Raw genomic sequence first — 20,357 nt, 5'->3', positions numbered from 1 at the left:
TATCCGAATACACCTGCATAATACTTTCAATTTAATTCATTAGCCTATTTTTGAATAATTGAAATTGGTAGCTATTACTTTTTTTACAATAAGAAATATTAAAATAGAAAATAATACAAATACAGGAACAACATGATTAAATCGCATTAAAAATAGGCTGATTGTTGAACTTTCTTTCCCCCTAAGTAAAAAATAAAAATTGGGTAAGCTACTAATAAAACAAATGATAAGCAATAACGGAACCCACCGCCGGTAAAATACCATTCTATTATATTGTAATACAAAAATACCCAATACAGGCGCTAATGAAGCATATTGATATTCCCAAACGGTATTATAGCTTAGAAAAAAAGTAAGCGAAATGCTTATTAATAATAAGAGCGCTAACTGGTATTTAATTGCATTGTCTTTTATAAATGGTATAACGAATGAAAGTAATAAAGTTATGTATATGGGAAGTTTATACCAACCTGCATTTAATGAATAGCCTAATAATGTATCGAAAAAAACAGGGAATGAAAAAACATCTATATGCATTAATCTGTAATCACTTTGTGCAATTAAGTTGAACCAATGTATGCTATTGTCTTTCATATAAGCATTCAGCACAAATTGATTTTGATAAATATTCATATGCTGTTTAACAAAATCAGGATTGGATAAGAGATAAATAATATTTTTAAACCCAATTGGCTCCGGATTTAGAAACGGTACAACAATAAAAAGTAAAGAAACTATTCCGTAAATGATTAAACTAATAAAGGTAGCCTTACGTGTTTTCTTCAACAACAATAATAATGGCAACATTAATAAAACAATAGGTTTACTAAAAAAAGAAATTAATAAACCTGCCATTAAATATTTATTGGCTAATTTTTCATTATGCTGATTATTAATGGATTGAGAAAAAAGGTGTAAAGCCAAGAAAATGAAAGTTAAAGCAAGTATTAATGGCGCATGCATGTTACCCACATAAAACATCCAAAATATGGGAAAACCGAATAACATTAAAAACCAAATTAAGCGCTTAGATAATATAGTTGTTGCTTCCTTAGCCATTAACCAGGCCGACAAAACCATAAGCAAGAATGAAAACACAACGAAAAGCCAATAGCTGGTCCATGGGGTAAAAAATGCAAACCAACTACAAACGAATAGTCCAAAAGCGGGATGCGCTAAATACCAAGTTGCATAAGGGCCATATGGCGTTCCACCCCATGTATCAAACATGCTTCTGCCCTCTTTTAAATTTAAAAATGATTTTGGTAAAGCAAAGTAGTCAATGCCTTGTACATGAAGATTATCTGAATCAAAAAAGAAAATATTGAGCCAACCCGTTTTTAATGATAGAAGCATAAAAATACACCAAACAATAGTAACAATGGGTAAATACTGTATTAATATATTTCTGATTTTATTATTCATGAAGTAGAAGTTAGTCAATCAATTTTTTTATCGTAAAACGCATATATTTAAATGAGTATATTTTGCGTAACAACTATTTTCATTGCATTTAAGCACTGATATAATAATAACATTTTTATACTGAATAAATTTATTATATTTTTATTTATTGTTATTAAATATAGCAAAACACCACGCTGCACAATATTTAAGTTTTGTCTTTATTTTCTATTGCCAACTTCAAATGTGCAATTTCTTGTGATAGCTTTCGAATGTTGTTTTGCAGTTTTGAAGCCACTACACTTAAATGCAACAAATAAATAAAAATAGCAAAAATAGCCCCTGTAAACACCAAGTTGGGCGCTTCAAACACACCCAAAAAATGTGCAATTACATCAAGCCCTCTCCGCCAAAATGAAAAAATCATTATAAAAAATGTACATATTAACCAAACAATAGCATATTCTTCTCTTAATTTTCCTTTTATAATCAAACGGAAAATATACACTAAAAACAAAATATTAACAACGATTGTCAGCAATTGTATGCGTACCATGGTATAATATTTAATGACGAATAAATGTAAAAAACATTCCTAAACTAACTTTTAAGCTATAATAAACAGAGGCAGATTTTCCGATTGAAGAAGTTCCACCCTGCCGCTCTCGCATTTGAACGGACACTTCTTTCACCTTTAAACCTGCTTTGGCAAATAATACTAATGATTCAGGTTCCGGATATTCATCAGGATAATTATTGGAAGCCAATGCAATGGCGTTTTTATTTAATAAACGAAAACCCGAAGTGCTGTCAAAAATTTGGTTTCCTGTAAATATTCTATTTAACCAATGAAAGTAACGTATACCCAACCGACGTATAAATGAAGACTGAAATCCATCACCGTTACCTACAAAGCGCGAACCAATTACCACATCGACATTGTATTTTTTTTGCGCATTAAGCAATGTAACTACTTCAGCCGGGGGATGTTGTCCGTCTCCATCTAACTGAATAGCATAATCATATTGATTGTTAAAAGCATATTGTATGCCTGATTGAACCGCACCGCCAATACCCAAATTCATGGGTAAATCAAGTACCAAAACATTCATTTGCTTTGCAACAGCTACCGTATTATCGGTTGAGCAGTCGTTCACTACTATAACATCTACTTTATATAAATCGGGAAATGCAGTTTTTGCCACCTCACTTAGTAAAGCCGGTAAAGCAGCCTCTTCATTGTAGCAGGGAATTATTAGCAGTACTTTCTCTTGCATCATAAATTAGGGGGCAAATAACTAAAAAAAATTGTCATTTCAATAATAAGCAATTTTTTGAATAATAGAAGCACTGCATTAAAATTCTACAGTCGCTACCAAGCTTTTTGTAATGCCCAATAATTTAAACCATTCAATAAAAAAACGGCGGGTGCATTCCAGTTAATGGCAATCTCATTGGCTGCATAGGCTTTATCATTATCTGTATAAGCTGTTTCAGGATAATTATTCGGATATATTTGTCCATCTTGCCTAGCGGGATTAGGCCCGCCAACCAATAAACCTGGAACCGGTGCCTGAATACCATCGGCTATGGATGGCCGATGATGTGGATGCATAGGACTTTTGGTACCAAAACCGGTTATATAACAATACCCTGTTGCATTTCGGCCTAATAAATAATCGGCATTGGATAGTGCACCATTCAAATAACGCCTTTCTCCTGTAAGTTGAAACACTTGTAATAACCACATGCCCTGATTTGCTGCTACTGCATTACCGCCCCATATAAAATCATTATTCGATTGCCCCATAACGGTATGCATGGCCATATTACCGTGTTGCAATAAATAATTGGCAACTTCAATAGCTTGTAATTTACAATTTTGAATAAGTGGTTGTAAAGAAGCAGACAGCTGATTTGCATGGTTTAATAATGAAAACATGCCTAATGCTGCTACTTGATTCCATGAGGGTATAACCGCAACAGGAACTTTATACTGCAATAACCAATTGATATAAGGTTTGTCTTTCGTAGTGATAGCCAATTCTGCTGCTGCCCAAAACCATTCGTCTATTAAGTGGGTATCACCATAAGCACCGGTTGTAACTGCAGGCTTAAACTTAGCATTCATGGAAGTTTGGTTATAATCTAAGTTAGGATGCTGCTCAGCCCACTGCCATGCTTTAACTGCAGCCTGCTTACACGAGTCGGCTAAATGAGGTAAACGATTGTTTTGCCATTTTGCAAAAATCCTTGCTGCCTGTGCCATTACTGCTGCAAAATCAAGAGTGGCTGCTGTTGTTTTCTCAATTACATAACGGGGTTGGGTTGCCGCATTTGGCATAACCATTCCATCAAAAGCAGCGTTGGTGCATTTATGATATACGCCCCCATCAGTATCCTGCATGGTGAGCATCCAACGTAAATTGTACAATAGTTCATTAATAATATCGGGAAGTCCATTGCCTGTTTCAGGAATATTGGTGGTAAGGGTATCGAAGTAAGTAGCATAATGCGCATAAGCACTAAGCAATGTGTACATAGTAATGCCGGAATTTACCACATACTTGTTATAATCGCCCGCATCATACCAACCGCCGGGCGTTGCAATAGTTGAACCGGCAGGGCGCTCATTAGTGGCTGCAGACTCATGTATCAAAACAGCATTATCCGGATGTCCGGCAGGCCTAGCCCATACACCAGCATATTGCGGTAATAAGGGCATGGATGCACGTTGATAATAATATCCTTTTAAAACGGCTTTACCTACTGTATAAAAAGGCAGCGACTGAATAATTATTTGAGGTTTATTTATAGCACCGGGTACAATTAATTGAAAAGTACCTGATTGTTGAAAAGCTGAAAAATCGGCCAATTGAACAGGAATATTATTGGCATACACATCATTGCGGGCAGGCTGCAATTGAGCAGAAAACAAGGTATCAGTGCCAGAAATATTGGTTATGAAAAACTTAGTTCCATTGGTGCTATTGAGTACAGCAGCAATTTTGGGTGCATTTATTTGATAACCTACCTGATTAACTTCAATGGTTTGTGCTTTGGCGCCAAATGATGTTAGCAAACAAAATAATGAAATTATGATACGTGTATTTGACATAAAGGAAAATGAGAGATATGACAATTATTGCAGCAATTTACTATAAAATATGCTAGCACTAACCGAATAAATGGTGATATGGAAAGCTAAAAGCGCATACTAACAACTTATGCTTATTTTTGCAGCCCAACAGCCGCCAAAAGCATTACAGTACAAGTGTGCGACGCAACGGAAGTTGAATAAAGTGATACAGATGACTACAAAAAATTATAACAGATTATTGGTTACCGCTGCCCTGCCTTACGCAAACGGGCCTGTACATATTGGGCATTTAGCAGGTTGTTATTTACCGGCAGATATTTATGTGCGCTACCAGAGGGCGCAAAAACGCGATGTAAAATTTATTTGCGGATCGGATGAACATGGCGTACCCATAACCATTCGTGCCATGAAGGAAGGGATTACACCACAACAAGTGGTTGATAAATACCATGCGTTAATTAAAGAAAGTTTTGCGCAAATGGGAATTGCTTTTGATATTTTTTCAAGAACATCAAACCCCATACACCACGAAACAGCATCCGCTTTCTTTAAGAAACTATATGACGATGGATTATTTGAAGAAAAAGAAACTGAGCAGTTTTTTGATGAAACTACCCAAACTTTTTTAGCGGATAGATATATTATAGGAACTTGCCCCGTATGCGGCAATCCGGGTGCGTATGGTGATCAATGTGAAAAATGCGGAACATCATTAAGTCCTGAGCAATTAATTAACCCACGTAGCACACTCAGTAATGCCATACCCGTTAAGAAAAAAACCAAACATTGGTATTTTCCATTGCAAAACTATGAGCCTTGGTTAAAGGAATGGATTATTGAGGGGCATAAAGAATGGAAGAATAATGTTTATGGACAGTGCAAAAGTTGGTTAGACAATGGCTTGCAACCCAGGGCCATGACAAGAGACAGCAATTGGGGTGTAAAAGTACCCTTACCTGATGCAGAAGGAAAAGTATTATATGTTTGGTTTGATGCACCCATTGGTTACATTTCTGCTACTAAAGAATTAACCAATGAATGGAGCGATTATTGGTGTAAGGATGATACAAAATTGGTGCATTTTATTGGAAAGGATAACATTGTTTTCCATTGTATTATTTTCCCTGCTATGTTAAAGGCACATGGCAATTTTGTTTTGCCCGACAATGTACCTGCCAATGAATTTTTAAATATTGAAGGCGAGAAAGTATCAACATCGCGCAATTGGGCGGTATGGGTACACGAATATGTAAAAGATTTCCCCGACCAACAGGATGTACTTCGCTATGTATTGTGTGCCAATGCTCCGGAAACAAAAGATAATGATTTTACCTGGAAAGATTTCCAAGATAGAAACAACAATGAATTGGTTGCTATTTTTGGCAATTTTGTTAACCGAACTTTTGTTTTAATGCACAAACTTTGTAACGGCAAGGTACCTCCGTTACATAAAGATATTTTAGATGAAATTGACAACAGTTTAATTGCGGATATACAGACTGCTAAACAAAAAGTTGAAGACAACATTGAACACTACCGTTTTAGAGATGCATTGTTTGAAGTAATTGATTTGTCGAGAAAAGGCAACCAATATTTACAAAAAAAGGAACCCTGGAAAAAAGCCAATTTGTTGGCAGAGGATCCTGCCAATCAGCACCACATTGACAACTGTTTGCATTTAGCTTTACAACTTACAGCCAACTTAAGCATTTTAATCAATCCCTTTTTACCATACACTGCAGCAAAAATGTTGCATATGATGAAGGTTGTACCGAAAATGTTAGAATGGGAAAATGCAGGAACCTTAAATTTATTACGAACCGGATATGCATTAAGAGCACCGGAGTTGTTATTCAAAAAAATTGAGGATGAAACAATAGCGGCTCAAATTGAAAAACTAAAAAATCAAAGTAAACCCATGCAAGAAACAACCAACGAAACAACAGCCATTGAATACAAACCATTGAAGCCTGAAATTACTTATGATGATTTTGCCAAGTTAGATTTTAGAATAGGCACTATTACTGCTGCAGAAAAGGTAGCTAAAGCCGATAAGCTATTGCAATTAACGGTTGATTTAGGTTTTGAAACAAGAACTATTGTTTCGGGCATTGCACAGCATTTTACAGCAGAAAGCATTGTAGGCAAACAAGTTACTGTAGTAGCCAACCTGGCACCCAGAAAAATGCGAGGCATTGACAGTAATGGCATGATACTAATGGCGGAAGACAGCAAAGGAAAACTGCACTTTATTAATGCAGAAGACACAACAGAGAATGGCAGTGAGGTAAGATAAATAAAAATAGTTCAACAATAACAAATGCCGCTCCTCCTGTAAACGGAGCGGCATTTGTATATGTAAAAGCAGGTATTACGCTTTGTCGTAATGGGCGCACTCTTTTAGTTCTTTTTCAGAGTAGGCTAAACCATATTGTTTTAAAACTTCGTCGGGTACACCATTCCATTGATTCGGTACGTTGCCCATATAACCAATATCTTTTACGCCCATTTCAGAAGTATAGAAGCCGGTAACTACTAAATCGCGCATTTTGTTGAAGAAAGCTACACCCTGTGACATTTCGGGCTTGGCTTTGTTAGGATAAGCAATAGCATCTACCATTTCAATTTGTTGTTGTGGGGTACAATCAACAAAAGCATGGTTGTACTTATTTAGGCATTGCATATCTAACCAACGCAAGCCACCTCTGAGCGGCAGTTGATGTTCGGGCATATCATTTACAATGAATGCAATGAATTCAGGCACTTTAGCTTCTGTTGCACTACCACTTACTTCATCCTTTGGAATTATAATATCAGAAAGCACCCGAATTGTTTTCATTTCATGATCGTCGAAAAATTTTTCGGCGGCTACTTTTTCGTAGTGTTTAATTTCTTCGGGCATTCTATCGGGACCAAGAAATGGATTAGCGCTAACCGAAGATGCATCGGTAATTTTTTTATCTGCATTCTTGCAAGCCTCCACCAATACACCGGCTGAAGCTCCTGTAATGAGTAATGCTTTAATGGATTTTCTTCTGTCCATACTTTAAATATTTTGTTTTTTCATTTGGTCAATAATGTATTCGCTTGCACGCATGGATAATGCCAGAATGGTCCAGGTAATGTTTTTATCAGCCTGCGAAACAAACTGACCACCATCAACACAAAACAAGTTTTTACAATCGTGTGCCTGGCTCCATTTATTTAGTGCTGAAGATTTAGGGTCATTCCCCATTCTAACGGTACCGGCTTCATGTATAATGTTACCGGGATTAGCTAATCCCCAATTATTATGTGGACCATTATCCCCTCCCCAAGTAATTACAGCGCCCATTTGGTGCATTATTTCCTGAAAGGTTTCATGCATGTGTTTGGCTTGTTTAATTTCATAGTCGGTGTAAGTGGTATTAAACCGTAGTACAGGAATACCATATTTATCTACCACATTCGGATCAATTTCACAATAACTGTCAGCTCTTGCAATGGCCTCGCCTCGCCCGGCCATGCCGAAACTAGCACCATAGAAAAAACGAACATCTTCTTTCAATGAAGCACCATAACCACCAGCTTCTTTGGTTTTACCATTCACTGCAAATTTTCCATTCAACGATTGAATACCCATTCCAATTCCATAAGCAGGTTGTTGCATACCGCCCCAATATTCAATATGGTAACCACGAGGAAAATCTAATTTTTTATTATCTAACCACCATGGGGTATATACATGCATACCTCCTACTCCATCCTCATTATAGCGTTTTCTGCCAAACAATTGAGGCAATACCCCACCCATACCTGCACCGGTAGAATCGTGTAAATATTTACCTACCACATTGCTGCTATTGGCTAATCCGTTAGGATGGCGTGTTGATTTTGAATTCAATAATAGTCGGGCACTTTCACAAGCACTGGCACCTAGAATAACTACCCTGCCCTTTACCTGATATTCCAGCATATCTGTTTTATTTACATAAGATACGCCTGTAGCGAGTCCATCGTTGCCAGTTAAAATTTCCCGAGCCATAGCATTCGTAATTAAATCTAAATTTCCTGTTGCCAATGCCGGTTTAATCAATACGGATGAGGAAGAAAAATCGCCATACACTTTACAACTTCTGTTGCACTGCGCACAAAAGAAACAAGCACCTCTATCTTTATTGATAGGTTTGGTAAGTATTGATAAGCGAGAAGGTATTACGGGAATATTTATGCCACCTGCAGCCTTCTTCAACATTAATTCATGTAAACGTGGTTTGGGTGGAGGTAAAAAAATACCGTCGGGATCATTGGGTAATCCTTCATTTGTTCCAAATACACCAATTAATTGATCAATTTTATCGTAATAAGGTTTCACATCTTCATAACCGATTGGCCAATCTTCTCCTAAACCATCAATACTTTTGCGTTTAAAATCTTTTGGGCCAAAGCGTAATGAAATTCTGCCCCAGTGGTTGGTTCTACCACCAACCATTCTTGCGCGCCACCAATCCCATTTGGTACCATTGGCATGGGTATAGGGCTCTCCATCAATTTCCCAACCCCAATAACAACCATCAAAATCACCAAAAGGGCGAAATTTGGTACTGGCACCTCTTCTGGGCGATTCCCAAGGATTTTTTAATTGATCGGAATTCACTGCCGGGTCATAATTAGGGCCTGCTTCCAACATACAAACTTTTAAACCAGCCTTGGTTAACACATAGGCAGCCATACCACCACCTGCACCTGAGCCTATAATAATTGCATCATATTGCTTTGGTTCTTTCTTAATTTGGAGTTCACCCATAAATAATTTGCTTTTTTTAGGTTTGAATTAGTTGTTTGAAAGTACGCATTTTACGGTATTCATGTATGGAGCCGATACCATATTTTCTAAGTTTTTGCATAATTTGATTTTAGGCAAAAAGTGATGAATTGTTCTAAAGTATTTCATCATTCATGTATAATGCTGCAATTTTAATAGCATGAAAATTTGGTTCGCTTAATTTTAAAGAAATATAATCTGCCAATTGATTGTAACAACACCTGAAAACAACTTGCATATGAAGAAGATATTACCATTAGCTTTCGCCTGTTTATTGGTTGTTTTAGCAAAAGCTGCTGATACAACTTATGCTGAAAAATTAGGATTCCCCAAAGGTGCCAAGGTTGTTATTTTACATGTTGATGACGCCGGTATGAGTCATGAATCGAATGCCGGGGCCATAACATCATTAACCAAAGGGGTTGCCACCTCAACAAGTGTTATGATGCCTTGTGCATGGGTACCGGAATTTGTGAACTTTTTAAAAACTCATCCGCAAATTGATGCAGGGTTACATTTAACATTAACCAGCGAATGGAAAAATTATCGTTGGGGACCTTTGAGTGGAAAACCTACAACACCCGGTTTAGTTGACAATGAAGGATGCCTATGGAATAGTGTAGCTGATGTAGTGCAGCATGCTTCAGCCACTGAAGTAGCCACTGAAATAAATGCCCAACTTCAACGGGCGCTTAATATGGGTTTTACTCCTACACATGTTGATACCCATATGGGAACTCTATTGGCCACACCTGATTTTGCAAAAGTGTACATACAATTGGGTATTCAAAATCATATTCCGGTTATGTTACCTGGCGGACATGCAACACTTATTGCTCAACAAATGCATGCACCATCAGCACTTATTCAACAGATGCAATTCTTGGGCAAATTATTGTGGAATGCAGGACTACCGGTATTAGATGATTTGTACAATGAAAGCTACGACTGGGTAAATCCACCCAACACTTTACAAAATGATAGTTTATTGCAAACATTTAGAACCAACCAATACATTAATGCCTTGAAAAGTCTTGAACCAGGTGTAACCATGGTAATTATGCATTGCACGGCCAACTCACCATTATTCCAATATATTTCGGATAGCGGCCCAACCAGGCGTGGTGATTTATTGGCTATGATTGACCCTCGTTTAAAAGCATTTATTAAACAAAATGGCATTATTTTAACAACTTGGCGTGAACTAATGGAACGCAGAAGTCAATTGGCACAATAAATAAAAAAAATTACATATTATACTTCTTTTTGCAAAAATTAGTTGCATAGCTAACTATTTTTTATTTAGCTTTGAAAAACCTTCATTTAGGTAAGCTATGGAACGAACATTAAGTGTTTTATCATAGCATTTACAGAAATGTATGTATAATTTTTTTGCATAACCTACATTAAAGGGGTATGCTGAAAATGCCCACTTAAAACAATAAAAGTGTAAACCAATGAAACGCATTATTAAAAAAGTTGCCGTATTGGGCAGTGGAATTATGGGCAGCCGAATTGCTTGCCATTTTGCCGGAACAGGCGTTGAAGTATTACTGTTAGATATGCTGAGTAAAGATGCCGGCGACAACCCTAATCCGCTTGTAAGAAATAAATTGGTGAATGATGCATTGCAAACTGCATTAAAAAGCAATCCTTCACCTGTTTACACTGCTGATGTGGCTAAAAAAATTACCACAGGTAACTTTACCGATAACATGAAGGATATTGCTACTGCCGATTGGGTGATTGAGGTTGTAGTAGAACGTTTGGATATAAAACAACAAATATTTGCCCAAGTTGAACAGTACAGAAAGCCGGGTACGTTAATTACATCTAACACATCAGGCATTCCCATTCACTTAATGGCTGAAGGCAGAAGCGATGACTTTAAACAACATTTTTGCGGCACTCACTTTTTTAATCCCCCGCGGTATTTAAAATTGTTGGAAATTATACCTACCCCATTTACTAAAAAAGAAGTGGTTGATTTTCTTTTACAATATGGCGACCTGCATTTAGGTAAAACCACCGTTTTGTGTAAAGATACACCCGCTTTTATAGCCAATAGAATTGGGGTGTATAGCATCATGAGTATTTTTCACATTATGCAACAACAGGGTTTAAGCATTGATGAAATTGATGCTTTAACAGGACCTATTATCGGACGACCAAAATCGGCCACTTTCAGAACAGCCGATGTGGTGGGTATTGATACACTTGTGAAAGTTGCAAAAGGCGTGGCAGAAAATTGTCCGAATGATGAAGCAAATGCCATTTTCAAAATTCCCGATTGGCTTGAGAAAATGGTGCAGGAAAATAAATTAGGCGATAAAACCGGAGAAGGATTTTTTAAAAAAATAAAATCTGCTTCGGGAAAAGATATTCAAGTAATTAATTTGCAAACCGGGGCATATGAAGCAAGGCAAAAACCCAAAATTGCTTCGCTGGATGCTGCTAAACCAATAGAGGATTTAAAAGAAAGAATAAAATTATTACAAAATGCTGCCGACAAAGCAGGAAATTTTTATAAAAGTTTTCACTATGCTTTGTTCTCTTACATTTCATTCCGCATACCGGAAATTTCCGATGAACTGTACCGCATTGACGATGCCATGAAAGCCGGTTTTGGTTGGGAAATTGGCGCCTTTGAAACTTGGGATTTATTGGGAGTTGCCAAAACCTTGCATGGAATGAAACAAGCAGGTTATAGAGTGGCTGATTGGGTTGAAGAAATGCTGGCAGCGGGCAAAACATCATTTTATTGTTTGGAAAAAGGGAAGAAAAAATATTATGATATTCCCTCTAAAACCTATCGCTTTTTACCGGGTGAAGACAGCTTTATTGTGTTGAGCAATTTTACGGAAGGATTAATTTGGAAGAACAATGGATGTCGTTTATACGATATAGGTAATGATGTAGCAGCATTGGAATGGAGCACCAAAATGAACAGTATTGGAAGTGAAGTTCTGGAAGGCATACAAAAAGGTATATCCGTTGCGGAAGAAAAATTTAAAGGTTTAGTAATTGCCAATCCGGGTGCCAACTTTAGTGCAGGTGCAAATGTTGGAATGATATTTATGTTGGCCATTGAACAAGAATACGATGAATTAGACATGGCCATTCGTATGTTCCAAAATACCATGATGCGCGTTCGTTATTCGGCAGTACCCGTTGTTAGTGCACCCCATGGTTTGGCCTTAGGCGGCGGTTGCGAATTAAATTTACATGCCGATAAGGTTTGTGCTGCAGCTGAAACATATATTGGTTTGGTGGAACTGGGTGTTGGTTTAATACCCGGTGGTGGCGGAACCAAAGAATTTGTGTTACGGGCAGCAGATGAGTTACACAAAGATGAACCGGAACCCAATACTTTAAAAGAACGTTTTTTAACCATTGCTACCGCTAAAGTAGCAACCAGCGCTTTTGAAGCATATCAATTAGGTATTCTTCGAAAAGATAGAGACAGTGTAATTTTAAACCCTGACAGAAGAATTGCTGCAGCGAAAAAATCCGTAATAGATTTGTTTGATGCCGGATACAATATGCCTGTACAAAGAAAAGATATTACCGTTTTAGGCCGTTCTGCCTTAGGTGCATTATTGGTTGGCATTAATTCAATGAAACGGGCAGGCTATGCAACAGAACACGATGCCTTAGTTGCAACCAAACTGGCTTATGTAATGTGCGGTGGTGACTTAAGCGCTCCTACTCAGGTTTCAGAACAATATTTATTGGATTTAGAACGGGAAGCCTTTTTAAGTTTGTGTGGTGAAAAGAAAACCCTTGAGCGCATTCAAAGTGTATTAAAAACAGGAAAACCGGTTCGCAATTAAAGTTTGGAATAAAATTATTAAAGTACAGTTCATTGATACATGAAACAGGAAATTATGCAAATGGCTTTGTTGGTAAAAGATTACGACGAGGCCATTGCTTTTTATACAAAAAAATTACATTTTAAGTTAATAGAAGACACCACTCTTTCAGATACGAAAAGATGGGTAGTGATTGCCCCACCCGGTAGTTCGGGTTGTAGATTATTACTAGCAAAAGCTGCCAACGAACAACAATTGCATTGCGTTGGCAACCAAACAGGCGGTAGAGTATTTTTATTTCTGCATACCGACAATATTCAACGAGATTATGAAAATTTGTTGCATAACAAAGTAAACATTGTTAGTGAACCCCAACAACAACCTTACGGTACTGTATTGGTGTTTGAAGATTTATACGGCAATAAGTGGGATTTAATTGAACGAAAGGATGAAATAAAATACCCTATTATCAATTCATAGAAAATTGCTATTAATAAGTAAGGCCATTACATAATGGCCTTTTTGTATTGTGAATTATTTTGTAGAAAAAACTAATATTTTTTATTGCAAACCTTACATTAAAATTTTATTGTGCACCATTATTATCAACAGCTACAACCGGCGTTGCGCCTAGTTTTTTAATAACCTGCATTACTTTAATGGCAGTGCCTAAGTGTGAGGTGCTATCACCATTTATAACAACGGAAGGCTTATCTGTTTCTTTGGCCAAATAAGCTTGTAACTGAGGTTCTAACTGATCGAATGGTACTAATTTTTGGCCAATATAAATGTTCTGATCTTTATCAACCGTAATTACTACCGTTTGTTTAGCTTTTGTATCGCTTTTAGCTTTGGGATTTGCTACTTTAATCACATTTGGATTGGCAAGGGTAGATACGATAAGGAAAAACAACAGCAGAATAAACAAAATGTCGTTTAATGCACCGGTATGCACTTCAGCATGTCTTTTTCGTATACCCTGGCGAATATTCATATTAAATACTAATTATTTATAAAAAAGCTCATTTTATTTGCTGCAGTTGCAGTGTGCGACGCAACAGGTGATGCCCAATGTACTACAGCCGATAACATAAAAATTATTTGGTTGGTTCTTGCAAAATATCAATAAACTCGGCGCTGGCTACTTCCATTTTGTTAGCAGTTTTATCAATTTGTGTGCTTAAAAAATTATAGCCAACATATGCTATTAAACCAATAATCAAACCGGTAGCACTGGTAACCATTTTAGTATAAATACCGCCTGCAATGGTGTTTAAAGTATATTCACCGGTTGAAGCAATACCATAAAACAATTGCACCATACCTACAATTGTACCCAAGAAACCGAACATTGGTGCAATTCCGGCTACTAATGAAAGAATGGATAAATTTCTTTCCATATTGTACATTTCCAATTTGCCCACATTCTCCATACTTTTTTCTATTGCATCAATGGGTTTGCCAATTCGTTGAAGTCCTTTATCAATCATTTTAGCAACGGGATTGGGTGTATTTTTTGCCAAACTGCGCGCCGCAGAAATATTGCCGGACAAAATATTATCGCGTATAATATTCATAAAATTGGGCTCAATTTTAGAAGCTTTTCGAATAGCAATTAAGCGTTCAAAAAAGAAAAAAATGGCCAATACCAATAAAAAATATAATGGATACATTAAAAAGCCGCCTTTCTGCAACATATCCCACATAGAAATTTTTTCTTCTACGGGCGGTATGCTTGCGGCGGTTTTATGTAATGAATCAACAATTGGTGTTGTTGTTACTTGCAACAAATGAAACATGCTATTAATTTTTTATGATACCACTAAAATATAGGTTAAACAAACTTAACTGGATACTTGTGTATAAAATTGTGTTGAACTCCTGTTTTAGCAAAGCTTTTACACATTTAGGGTATTATTATGCATTTTTGTTGCAGTATTAAGTGGATTATTTAAGTTATTTTGTTATTCTTCATTTGAAGCATGGCCATAATTTGTTGCATATTTTTATCCATGCCTTGTGGGCTGCCATCTAAGAAAATTACATTACCCTGCCCTGCTTCTGCAAAGTTTTTTATGGCTTCGGTCCACATGCTGAATAAAATTACATTGGTATCTAAATTGGCTTGTTTCATTTGTTCAGCTGCCTGGCTCATACCACGGGCTACTTCTTCACGAAACAAAGCAACACCCTGACCACGTAAACGTGCAGCTTCTTTTTCGGCTTCGGCTGAAATTTTAATGGCGTTCCCTTCTGCTTCAGCTGCTTTTGTTTTTGTAATGAGCAAAGCTTGGCCTTCATTTTCTGCTGCAGCTTTTAAATTATTGCTGGCCACTACTTTACTCATGCTTTCCATTACGGCTTTATCGAATGTGATATCATTAATTTGAAGGTCTTGTAAATGATAACCCCAATCTTCCAAAGAATGATCAATTTGTTCTTTTACATATTCTACAATTTCGCGCCGTAACAATAAAATTTCAGCCTGACGTTTGGTAGCTACGTAAGCACGAATAGATCCTTCAACCGTACGAATAAGTGCTTGCATTAAATCGCGCTCACTAATAAATTTGAATGCTACTTTTTTGATGGTTTCTTCTTCTGAATTAATAACTGAATACAACAACATACTTTTAAAATAAACATTGGCCTGATCAACTGTTACAGCCTGGAATTCCAGTTCCACTGAGCGATTTTGAACACTTACAACTTTATAAATCTGTTCTAAGAAAGGAATTTTGAAATTTAAGCCCGGACGCAACACCCGACGATACTTACCAAACATAGTAATGACAGCAATATTCGCCTGTTGCACAGTTACCAAACCGAAAAATAAAATGATAACAATGATGATGAGCCACCAAAGTGAAATCAGGATTTCCATAATGTAATTTTTTTTGAAGATAATATAATATTTGGAAATAGGTGGATGGGTGGAATGGATTTAATTGAAAATAATTGTAATTACTGACATTGATATGTTCATTGAATAATATAACGATTGTAGCGAAATAATATATGACAATTATCATATTAAAAAATGCTTATAATTTAAAAAGCTAACATTGGTCATAAAAATAGGCTATGCGATGAGTGAAACTTTGTTCAACAAAAACAAAATTTATGACCCAACAAACAACTACAACCGTAATAAGCAAATGGACAAAAATATTAGGGATATTAGTCCTTGCTTTGGTATTAAATACCCATTATGCACAAGCACAAGTTGGACAATGGAATGCACCGGCATCGGCCAATCAGTTAAAAAATCCCTTGGCAGGAAATACCTCAGTTTTAAAAGAAGCGAAAAAATTATACACTACCAACTGTGGCCCCTGCCATGGCAACAATGGTAAAGGCGATGGAATTGCTGCAGCTGCCCTAAATCCCAAACCTGCCGATCATACTTCAGCAGCAGTACAGAAAGAATCCGATGGAGCGCTTTATTGGAAAATGACAGAAGGCCACACACCAATGCCTTCATACAAACAAGCTTTAACTGATACACAAAGATGGATGTTGGTGAATTACATCCGCTCATTAGCAAAAAGAAAATAGAATGAGTACATGAATGATTTTATGCTAACCTTAAAACAACCAAATTATGAAACAACATATTGCATTAAAGCAGTTAAGATGGCTACTTGCTTTAGTTGTATTAACCACGTCACAACTGTATAGCCAAACTTCCGGCAGCTTAGATTCTTCTATTTTAGACAGATTGAATACACTTGAACAACAAGTGAATTACAAAAAACCGGGAAATGATCATTTTATGATGGTAGGTTTAACCACATTTGGTTTTGCTGCCAGTAAAAACACCAATACTTTGAATGGTGTTGGAAGTACCAGTAAAAACAATAGTTTTCCGGATGCCGACAATTTTGAGTTTAGCCCTATGTTTTTATGGCGGCATGGAACCAAATTTTTAATGGAATTTGAACCCTCTTTCAATAACAATGGCTTAAGTGTAAACTGGGCTGACATTTCATATTTTGCTGCACCCAATTTAATTATTAGAGCAGGTTATTTGGTTTTACCATTTGGTACGTATGCAAAAAGAGAAGCTGCGGGATGGATAGACAAACTTGCAACCGACCCTATGGGCATTGCCGATATGACACCTACTGATTATGGTGTTGAAGTAGAAGGTGGTTTACCACTTGGAAGCATGAAACTGAATTATGATGTTGCACTAAGCAATGGCAGCCAACTATTAAGTGATGGAACATTAACCAGCGGAAATGTTGTGGATAACAACAACAATAAAACCGTTACTGCCAGAATTGGCTGGTTACCCTTTTCAAACTCTTCATTAGAACTGGGTGTGTCCGGCATGTTTGGAAAAGTTGGTGATATGGGTTCACCTTATGCCAATGCTGTTGGTAATATGTATGCTTTTGATTTAAATTATGTAAAAACATTTAGCCCTGTTTTATTAAACATAAAAGCACAGTATAATATTCAAAACATTACCAATGAAAATTTCATTAACCCCAACGACACTACACAAAGCTATACATTTAACAACCACACTACTGCAGGTTTTGTTCAATGCTCAGTAAGACCGACAGAGGCCAATAATTTTCTAAAGAATTTTGAATTAGCCGGCAGATACACAAGTTATAATTTACCGGGAAACTCAACCTTTGGTACAAATCAACATACAGTAACGGTAGGATTAGATTATTGGTTAAGTTGGAGAACTGTATTAAAAGCTACTTATGAAACCTATACGGGTAACAGCACCGCCAGCAAAGTATTAGGAAGTTACAATGGATTAACTAATACCAATACATTTTATTTGCAATTTTCTATACAACTCTAAAAACAAAAGCCATGAAACAGTTTTTATCTATAAAAAAAATTACGATAGTACTTGTAGCAGTTTTTTCAATGGTTGCGGTGTTATCCATAAATGGTTGTGCACCAACAAAGGCAGTAGCTGCAAAATCTGGAGCACAATTATGGGCTGAAAATTGTCAGCGATGTCATAACACACCCTCACCCGCATCTTATTCGGCAGAACAATGGGAAACCATTGGAATGCATATGCAAACCCGAGCATTAATAACTGATGCAGAACGAAAAAAAATAGTTGATTTTTTAAAGAGCGGTCGTTAATTATATTCATTTAAAAAGCCGGATCATCTATATTAATGATCCGGCTTTTTTTTTGTATTATTTTATGGTATTACAAATTAGGTTGAATAGCCGTTTCAAAATCACTTTGCGCTACAATACCATTTTTTCTGAACACTTCTTTGCCGTTTTTATATAATATAAATACGGGGATTGCAGGTAAATTCATTTGTTTCATAATTTCAGCTTGTTGGCCTGCATCAATTCGAATAATATTTAATTTTGATCCGTATTTTTCTTTCAAGGCATCTAACACCGGTTGCATTTTTCTGCAGGGTGGGCACCAATCAGCGCCAAAATCTACTAATACAACGGAACCCCCTTGTTGTACCATTGATTGATATTGTTGCATGGTTATTTGAGCTTCTTTTGCTTCGCCTACCAAAGGTTTACCGGCTTGGTTCCAGGCTTGAATACCTCCTGCCAAATGATATACATGAGCATAGCCATGATTTCTTAGCCAATCGGCTGCGGCAGCACTTCGCACTCCGGATAAACAATAAACATACACGGGTTTGTCTTTATCAATACTTTTCACTCTTTCCTGAAACTGAGCAGGTATTAACCAATCTGCTTGCAATGCGTGTTCAATATGCCCATTGGCAAATTCACCTGCTGTTCTAACATCTAAAACTTGAACACCGGGTTGTTGAATTTGTTGTTGAAAAGCATCAACACTTAATGCTTCATTGCTTTTGTTTTGAGCCTGGCAACTCATAAAAATACCCACCAATAAGGATAAAATAAGCAGCTTATAAGTTTTCATATTTCTAATTTAATGTTTTTTCTTCCCAAATTTTACAAAGATGAACCAACATTTCTACGCCTAATTGTAAATCTTTTACACCCACCCATTCTTTTTTACTGTGTATTGCCTGCATACCGGTAAATAAGTTGGGGCAAGGTAAGCCCATAAAGCTTAAGCGACTACCATCAGTACCACCACGAATAGGTTCTTTTCTTACAACAAGGCCTGTACGTTGGTATGCTTCTTCGGCATATTCAACAACTTTGGGGTGATGTTGTAATACTTCATACATATTACGATACTGTTGCTTCACTTCCATTTCAAAACTGGCACCGGCATGGCAACCTACAACTGTTTCAGCAAAATGTTTTAAACGATCCTCATATTTTGCCAAGTTGGCTGTTTCAAAATCGCGAATAATAAAATCGATGGTCGCTTTTTCTGCAACACCATCCATTCTAACAGGATGAACATAGCCCTGCTTTTTTTCGGTAGTTTCGGGGCTCCATTCTGCTTTAGGCAAAATAGACAATAACTCACCGGCAATTTTTAATGCATTCACCAATTTATTTTTTGCATAGCCCGGATGTGCACTTACGCCATAAATAGTAATGGTTGCAGCATCGGCACTAAATGTTTCTACTTCTAAATGCCCGGCCTCGCCGCCATCTAAAGTATAACCATATTGTGCTCCCAAATATGCAAGATTAACATGTTCAGTACCACGTCCAACCTCTTCATCAGGAGTAAATAAAAGTTTAATGGTTCCATGCTTCTCTTCGGGATGTTGCATTATGTATTGAGCAAATTCCATAATAATAGCAACACCGGCCTTATCATCGGCCCCTAACAATGTAGTTCCGGAGGCAGTAATAATATCGTTTCCAATATGTTCTTTTAGGTAGGGGTATTGCTCAATAGTTAATATCTGTGAGGGATCATCGGGTAACACAATGGGGTTACCGTTATAACCTTTATGCAAAATGGGCTTTACGTTTGTACCACTGCAATCTGAACTGGTATCAATATGAGCACAGTAACAAATTACGGGTACTTGTTTGGTTGTATTAGAAGGAATAGTAGCATAAACATAACCAAATTCATCCATTTTGGCATCTGTAATACCCATCTGTTGTAATTCGGATACCAATAGTTTTGCTAAATCTTTTTGTTTTTCGGTTGAGGGGAAGCTGGTGCTTGCATGATTACTTTCGGTATCAATTTGTGCATATTGCATAAATCTTTCGGCAACGGTGAAATGATAATTCTTTAACATATCCAATCAATTTTAGGCAATTTACATATTTATTGTGCAGTACAGTTTGCTGCGGCAAAGGGTTCTGTAAC

18 protein-coding genes are annotated in these 20,357 nt (G+C 36.8%); 7 read left to right on the top strand and 11 right to left on the bottom strand.

The window, feature by feature from the left end; genetic code table 11:
* Nucleotides 1-39: 39 nt before the first annotated feature.
* The 4 genes from LX80_RS05155 to LX80_RS05140 form a co-directional block, all read right to left on the bottom strand.
* Nucleotides 40-1,425, bottom strand: a complete 1,386-nt coding sequence (locus LX80_RS05155) for a hypothetical protein (RefSeq protein ID WP_111293963.1) — start codon at nucleotides 1,423-1,425, stop codon at nucleotides 40-42.
* 187 nt (nucleotides 1,426-1,612) lie between these two features.
* Entirely contained in the window at nucleotides 1,613-1,960 is a 348-nt protein-coding gene (locus LX80_RS05150) for a DUF2304 domain-containing protein (protein ID WP_111293962.1), read from the bottom strand.
* Nucleotides 1,961-1,970: 10 nt separating this feature from the next.
* On the bottom strand, nucleotides 1,971-2,684 hold the full coding sequence (locus tag LX80_RS05145) for a glycosyltransferase family 2 protein (RefSeq protein ID WP_211307701.1): 714 nt from the start codon (nucleotides 2,682-2,684) through the stop codon (nucleotides 1,971-1,973).
* 92 nt (nucleotides 2,685-2,776) lie between these two features.
* Nucleotides 2,777-4,522 (bottom strand): glycoside hydrolase family 9 protein, encoded by a 1,746-nt coding sequence (locus LX80_RS05140; protein ID WP_111293961.1) that lies wholly within the window; start codon nucleotides 4,520-4,522, stop codon nucleotides 2,777-2,779.
* Between the two features lie 193 nt (nucleotides 4,523-4,715).
* On the opposite strand from LX80_RS05140, the gene metG reads away from it, so the two are divergent.
* Nucleotides 4,716-6,800, top strand: a complete 2,085-nt coding sequence (gene metG / locus LX80_RS05135; protein ID WP_111293960.1) for a methionine--tRNA ligase — start codon at nucleotides 4,716-4,718, stop codon at nucleotides 6,798-6,800.
* A gap of 75 nt (nucleotides 6,801-6,875) precedes the next feature.
* Here metG and LX80_RS05130 read toward each other — a convergent pair whose 3' ends face one another.
* Nucleotides 6,876-7,547 carry a gluconate 2-dehydrogenase subunit 3 family protein gene (locus LX80_RS05130; RefSeq protein WP_111293959.1) on the bottom strand — a complete coding sequence of 224 codons (672 nt, stop codon included), beginning with the start codon at nucleotides 7,545-7,547 and terminating at the stop codon, nucleotides 6,876-6,878.
* Nucleotides 7,548-7,550: 3 nt separating this feature from the next.
* A complete protein-coding gene (locus tag LX80_RS05125) occupies nucleotides 7,551-9,290 on the bottom strand; it encodes a GMC family oxidoreductase (RefSeq protein WP_111293958.1) in 1,740 nt (579 codons plus the stop codon).
* Nucleotides 9,291-9,546: 256 nt separating this feature from the next.
* On the opposite strand from LX80_RS05125, the gene LX80_RS05120 reads away from it, so the two are divergent.
* The 3 genes from LX80_RS05120 to LX80_RS05110 all read left to right on the top strand — a co-directional run bounded on the left by LX80_RS05120 (nucleotide 9,547) and on the right by LX80_RS05110 (nucleotide 13,600).
* Nucleotides 9,547-10,545: a polysaccharide deacetylase family protein gene (locus tag LX80_RS05120; protein ID WP_111294012.1), complete on the top strand. Its 999-nt coding sequence runs from the start codon at nucleotides 9,547-9,549 to the stop codon at nucleotides 10,543-10,545.
* Between the two features lie 220 nt (nucleotides 10,546-10,765).
* Nucleotides 10,766-13,141 carry a 3-hydroxyacyl-CoA dehydrogenase/enoyl-CoA hydratase family protein gene (locus tag LX80_RS05115; RefSeq protein ID WP_111293957.1) on the top strand — a complete coding sequence of 792 codons (2,376 nt, stop codon included), beginning with the start codon at nucleotides 10,766-10,768 and terminating at the stop codon, nucleotides 13,139-13,141.
* 39 nt (nucleotides 13,142-13,180) lie between these two features.
* Nucleotides 13,181-13,600, top strand: coding sequence for a VOC family protein (locus LX80_RS05110; RefSeq protein WP_111293956.1), 420 nt, complete (start codon nucleotides 13,181-13,183; stop codon nucleotides 13,598-13,600).
* A 106-nt stretch (nucleotides 13,601-13,706) separates the two neighbouring features.
* Here the strand turns inward: LX80_RS05110 and LX80_RS05105 are convergent, their stop codons facing one another.
* The 3 genes from LX80_RS05105 to LX80_RS05095 all read right to left on the bottom strand — a co-directional run bounded on the left by LX80_RS05105 (nucleotide 13,707) and on the right by LX80_RS05095 (nucleotide 16,004).
* Nucleotides 13,707-14,114 (bottom strand): ExbD/TolR family protein, encoded by a 408-nt coding sequence (locus LX80_RS05105; protein WP_111293955.1) that lies wholly within the window; start codon nucleotides 14,112-14,114, stop codon nucleotides 13,707-13,709.
* 103 nt (nucleotides 14,115-14,217) lie between these two features.
* Nucleotides 14,218-14,919 carry a MotA/TolQ/ExbB proton channel family protein gene (locus tag LX80_RS05100; RefSeq protein ID WP_111293954.1) on the bottom strand — a complete coding sequence of 234 codons (702 nt, stop codon included), beginning with the start codon at nucleotides 14,917-14,919 and terminating at the stop codon, nucleotides 14,218-14,220.
* Nucleotides 14,920-15,071: 152 nt separating this feature from the next.
* Nucleotides 15,072-16,004 (bottom strand): SPFH domain-containing protein, encoded by a 933-nt coding sequence (locus tag LX80_RS05095; RefSeq protein WP_111293953.1) that lies wholly within the window; start codon nucleotides 16,002-16,004, stop codon nucleotides 15,072-15,074.
* A gap of 239 nt (nucleotides 16,005-16,243) precedes the next feature.
* On the opposite strand from LX80_RS05095, the gene LX80_RS05090 reads away from it, so the two are divergent.
* Genes LX80_RS05090 through LX80_RS05080 form a run of 3 tightly spaced genes read left to right on the top strand, consistent with a single transcriptional unit; the run spans nucleotide 16,244 to nucleotide 18,244 of the window.
* Nucleotides 16,244-16,678, top strand: a complete 435-nt coding sequence (locus LX80_RS05090) for a c-type cytochrome (protein ID WP_111293952.1) — start codon at nucleotides 16,244-16,246, stop codon at nucleotides 16,676-16,678.
* Between the two features lie 46 nt (nucleotides 16,679-16,724).
* Complete coding sequence (locus tag LX80_RS05085; protein ID WP_111293951.1) at nucleotides 16,725-17,948, top strand: porin family protein; 1,224 nt, start codon at nucleotides 16,725-16,727, stop codon at nucleotides 17,946-17,948.
* 11 nt (nucleotides 17,949-17,959) lie between these two features.
* Nucleotides 17,960-18,244, top strand: coding sequence for a c-type cytochrome (locus LX80_RS05080; protein WP_111293950.1), 285 nt, complete (start codon nucleotides 17,960-17,962; stop codon nucleotides 18,242-18,244).
* A 70-nt stretch (nucleotides 18,245-18,314) separates the two neighbouring features.
* Here LX80_RS05080 and LX80_RS05075 read toward each other — a convergent pair whose 3' ends face one another.
* Both LX80_RS05075 and pepT read right to left on the bottom strand, forming a co-directional pair.
* Nucleotides 18,315-19,028 (bottom strand): thioredoxin domain-containing protein, encoded by a 714-nt coding sequence (locus LX80_RS05075; protein WP_111293949.1) that lies wholly within the window; start codon nucleotides 19,026-19,028, stop codon nucleotides 18,315-18,317.
* A gap of 4 nt (nucleotides 19,029-19,032) precedes the next feature.
* Nucleotides 19,033-20,286 carry a peptidase T gene (gene pepT, locus LX80_RS05070; protein ID WP_111293948.1) on the bottom strand — a complete coding sequence of 418 codons (1,254 nt, stop codon included), beginning with the start codon at nucleotides 20,284-20,286 and terminating at the stop codon, nucleotides 19,033-19,035.
* Between the last annotated feature and the right edge of the window lie 71 nt (nucleotides 20,287-20,357).

This window comes from Hydrotalea sandarakina (assembly GCF_003254115.1).
GTDB classification, from domain to species: domain Bacteria; phylum Bacteroidota; class Bacteroidia; order Chitinophagales; family Chitinophagaceae; genus Hydrotalea; species Hydrotalea sandarakina.
The sequence above is the reverse complement of the archived record's forward strand: the minus strand, read 5'-3'. Positions and strand labels throughout refer to the sequence as shown.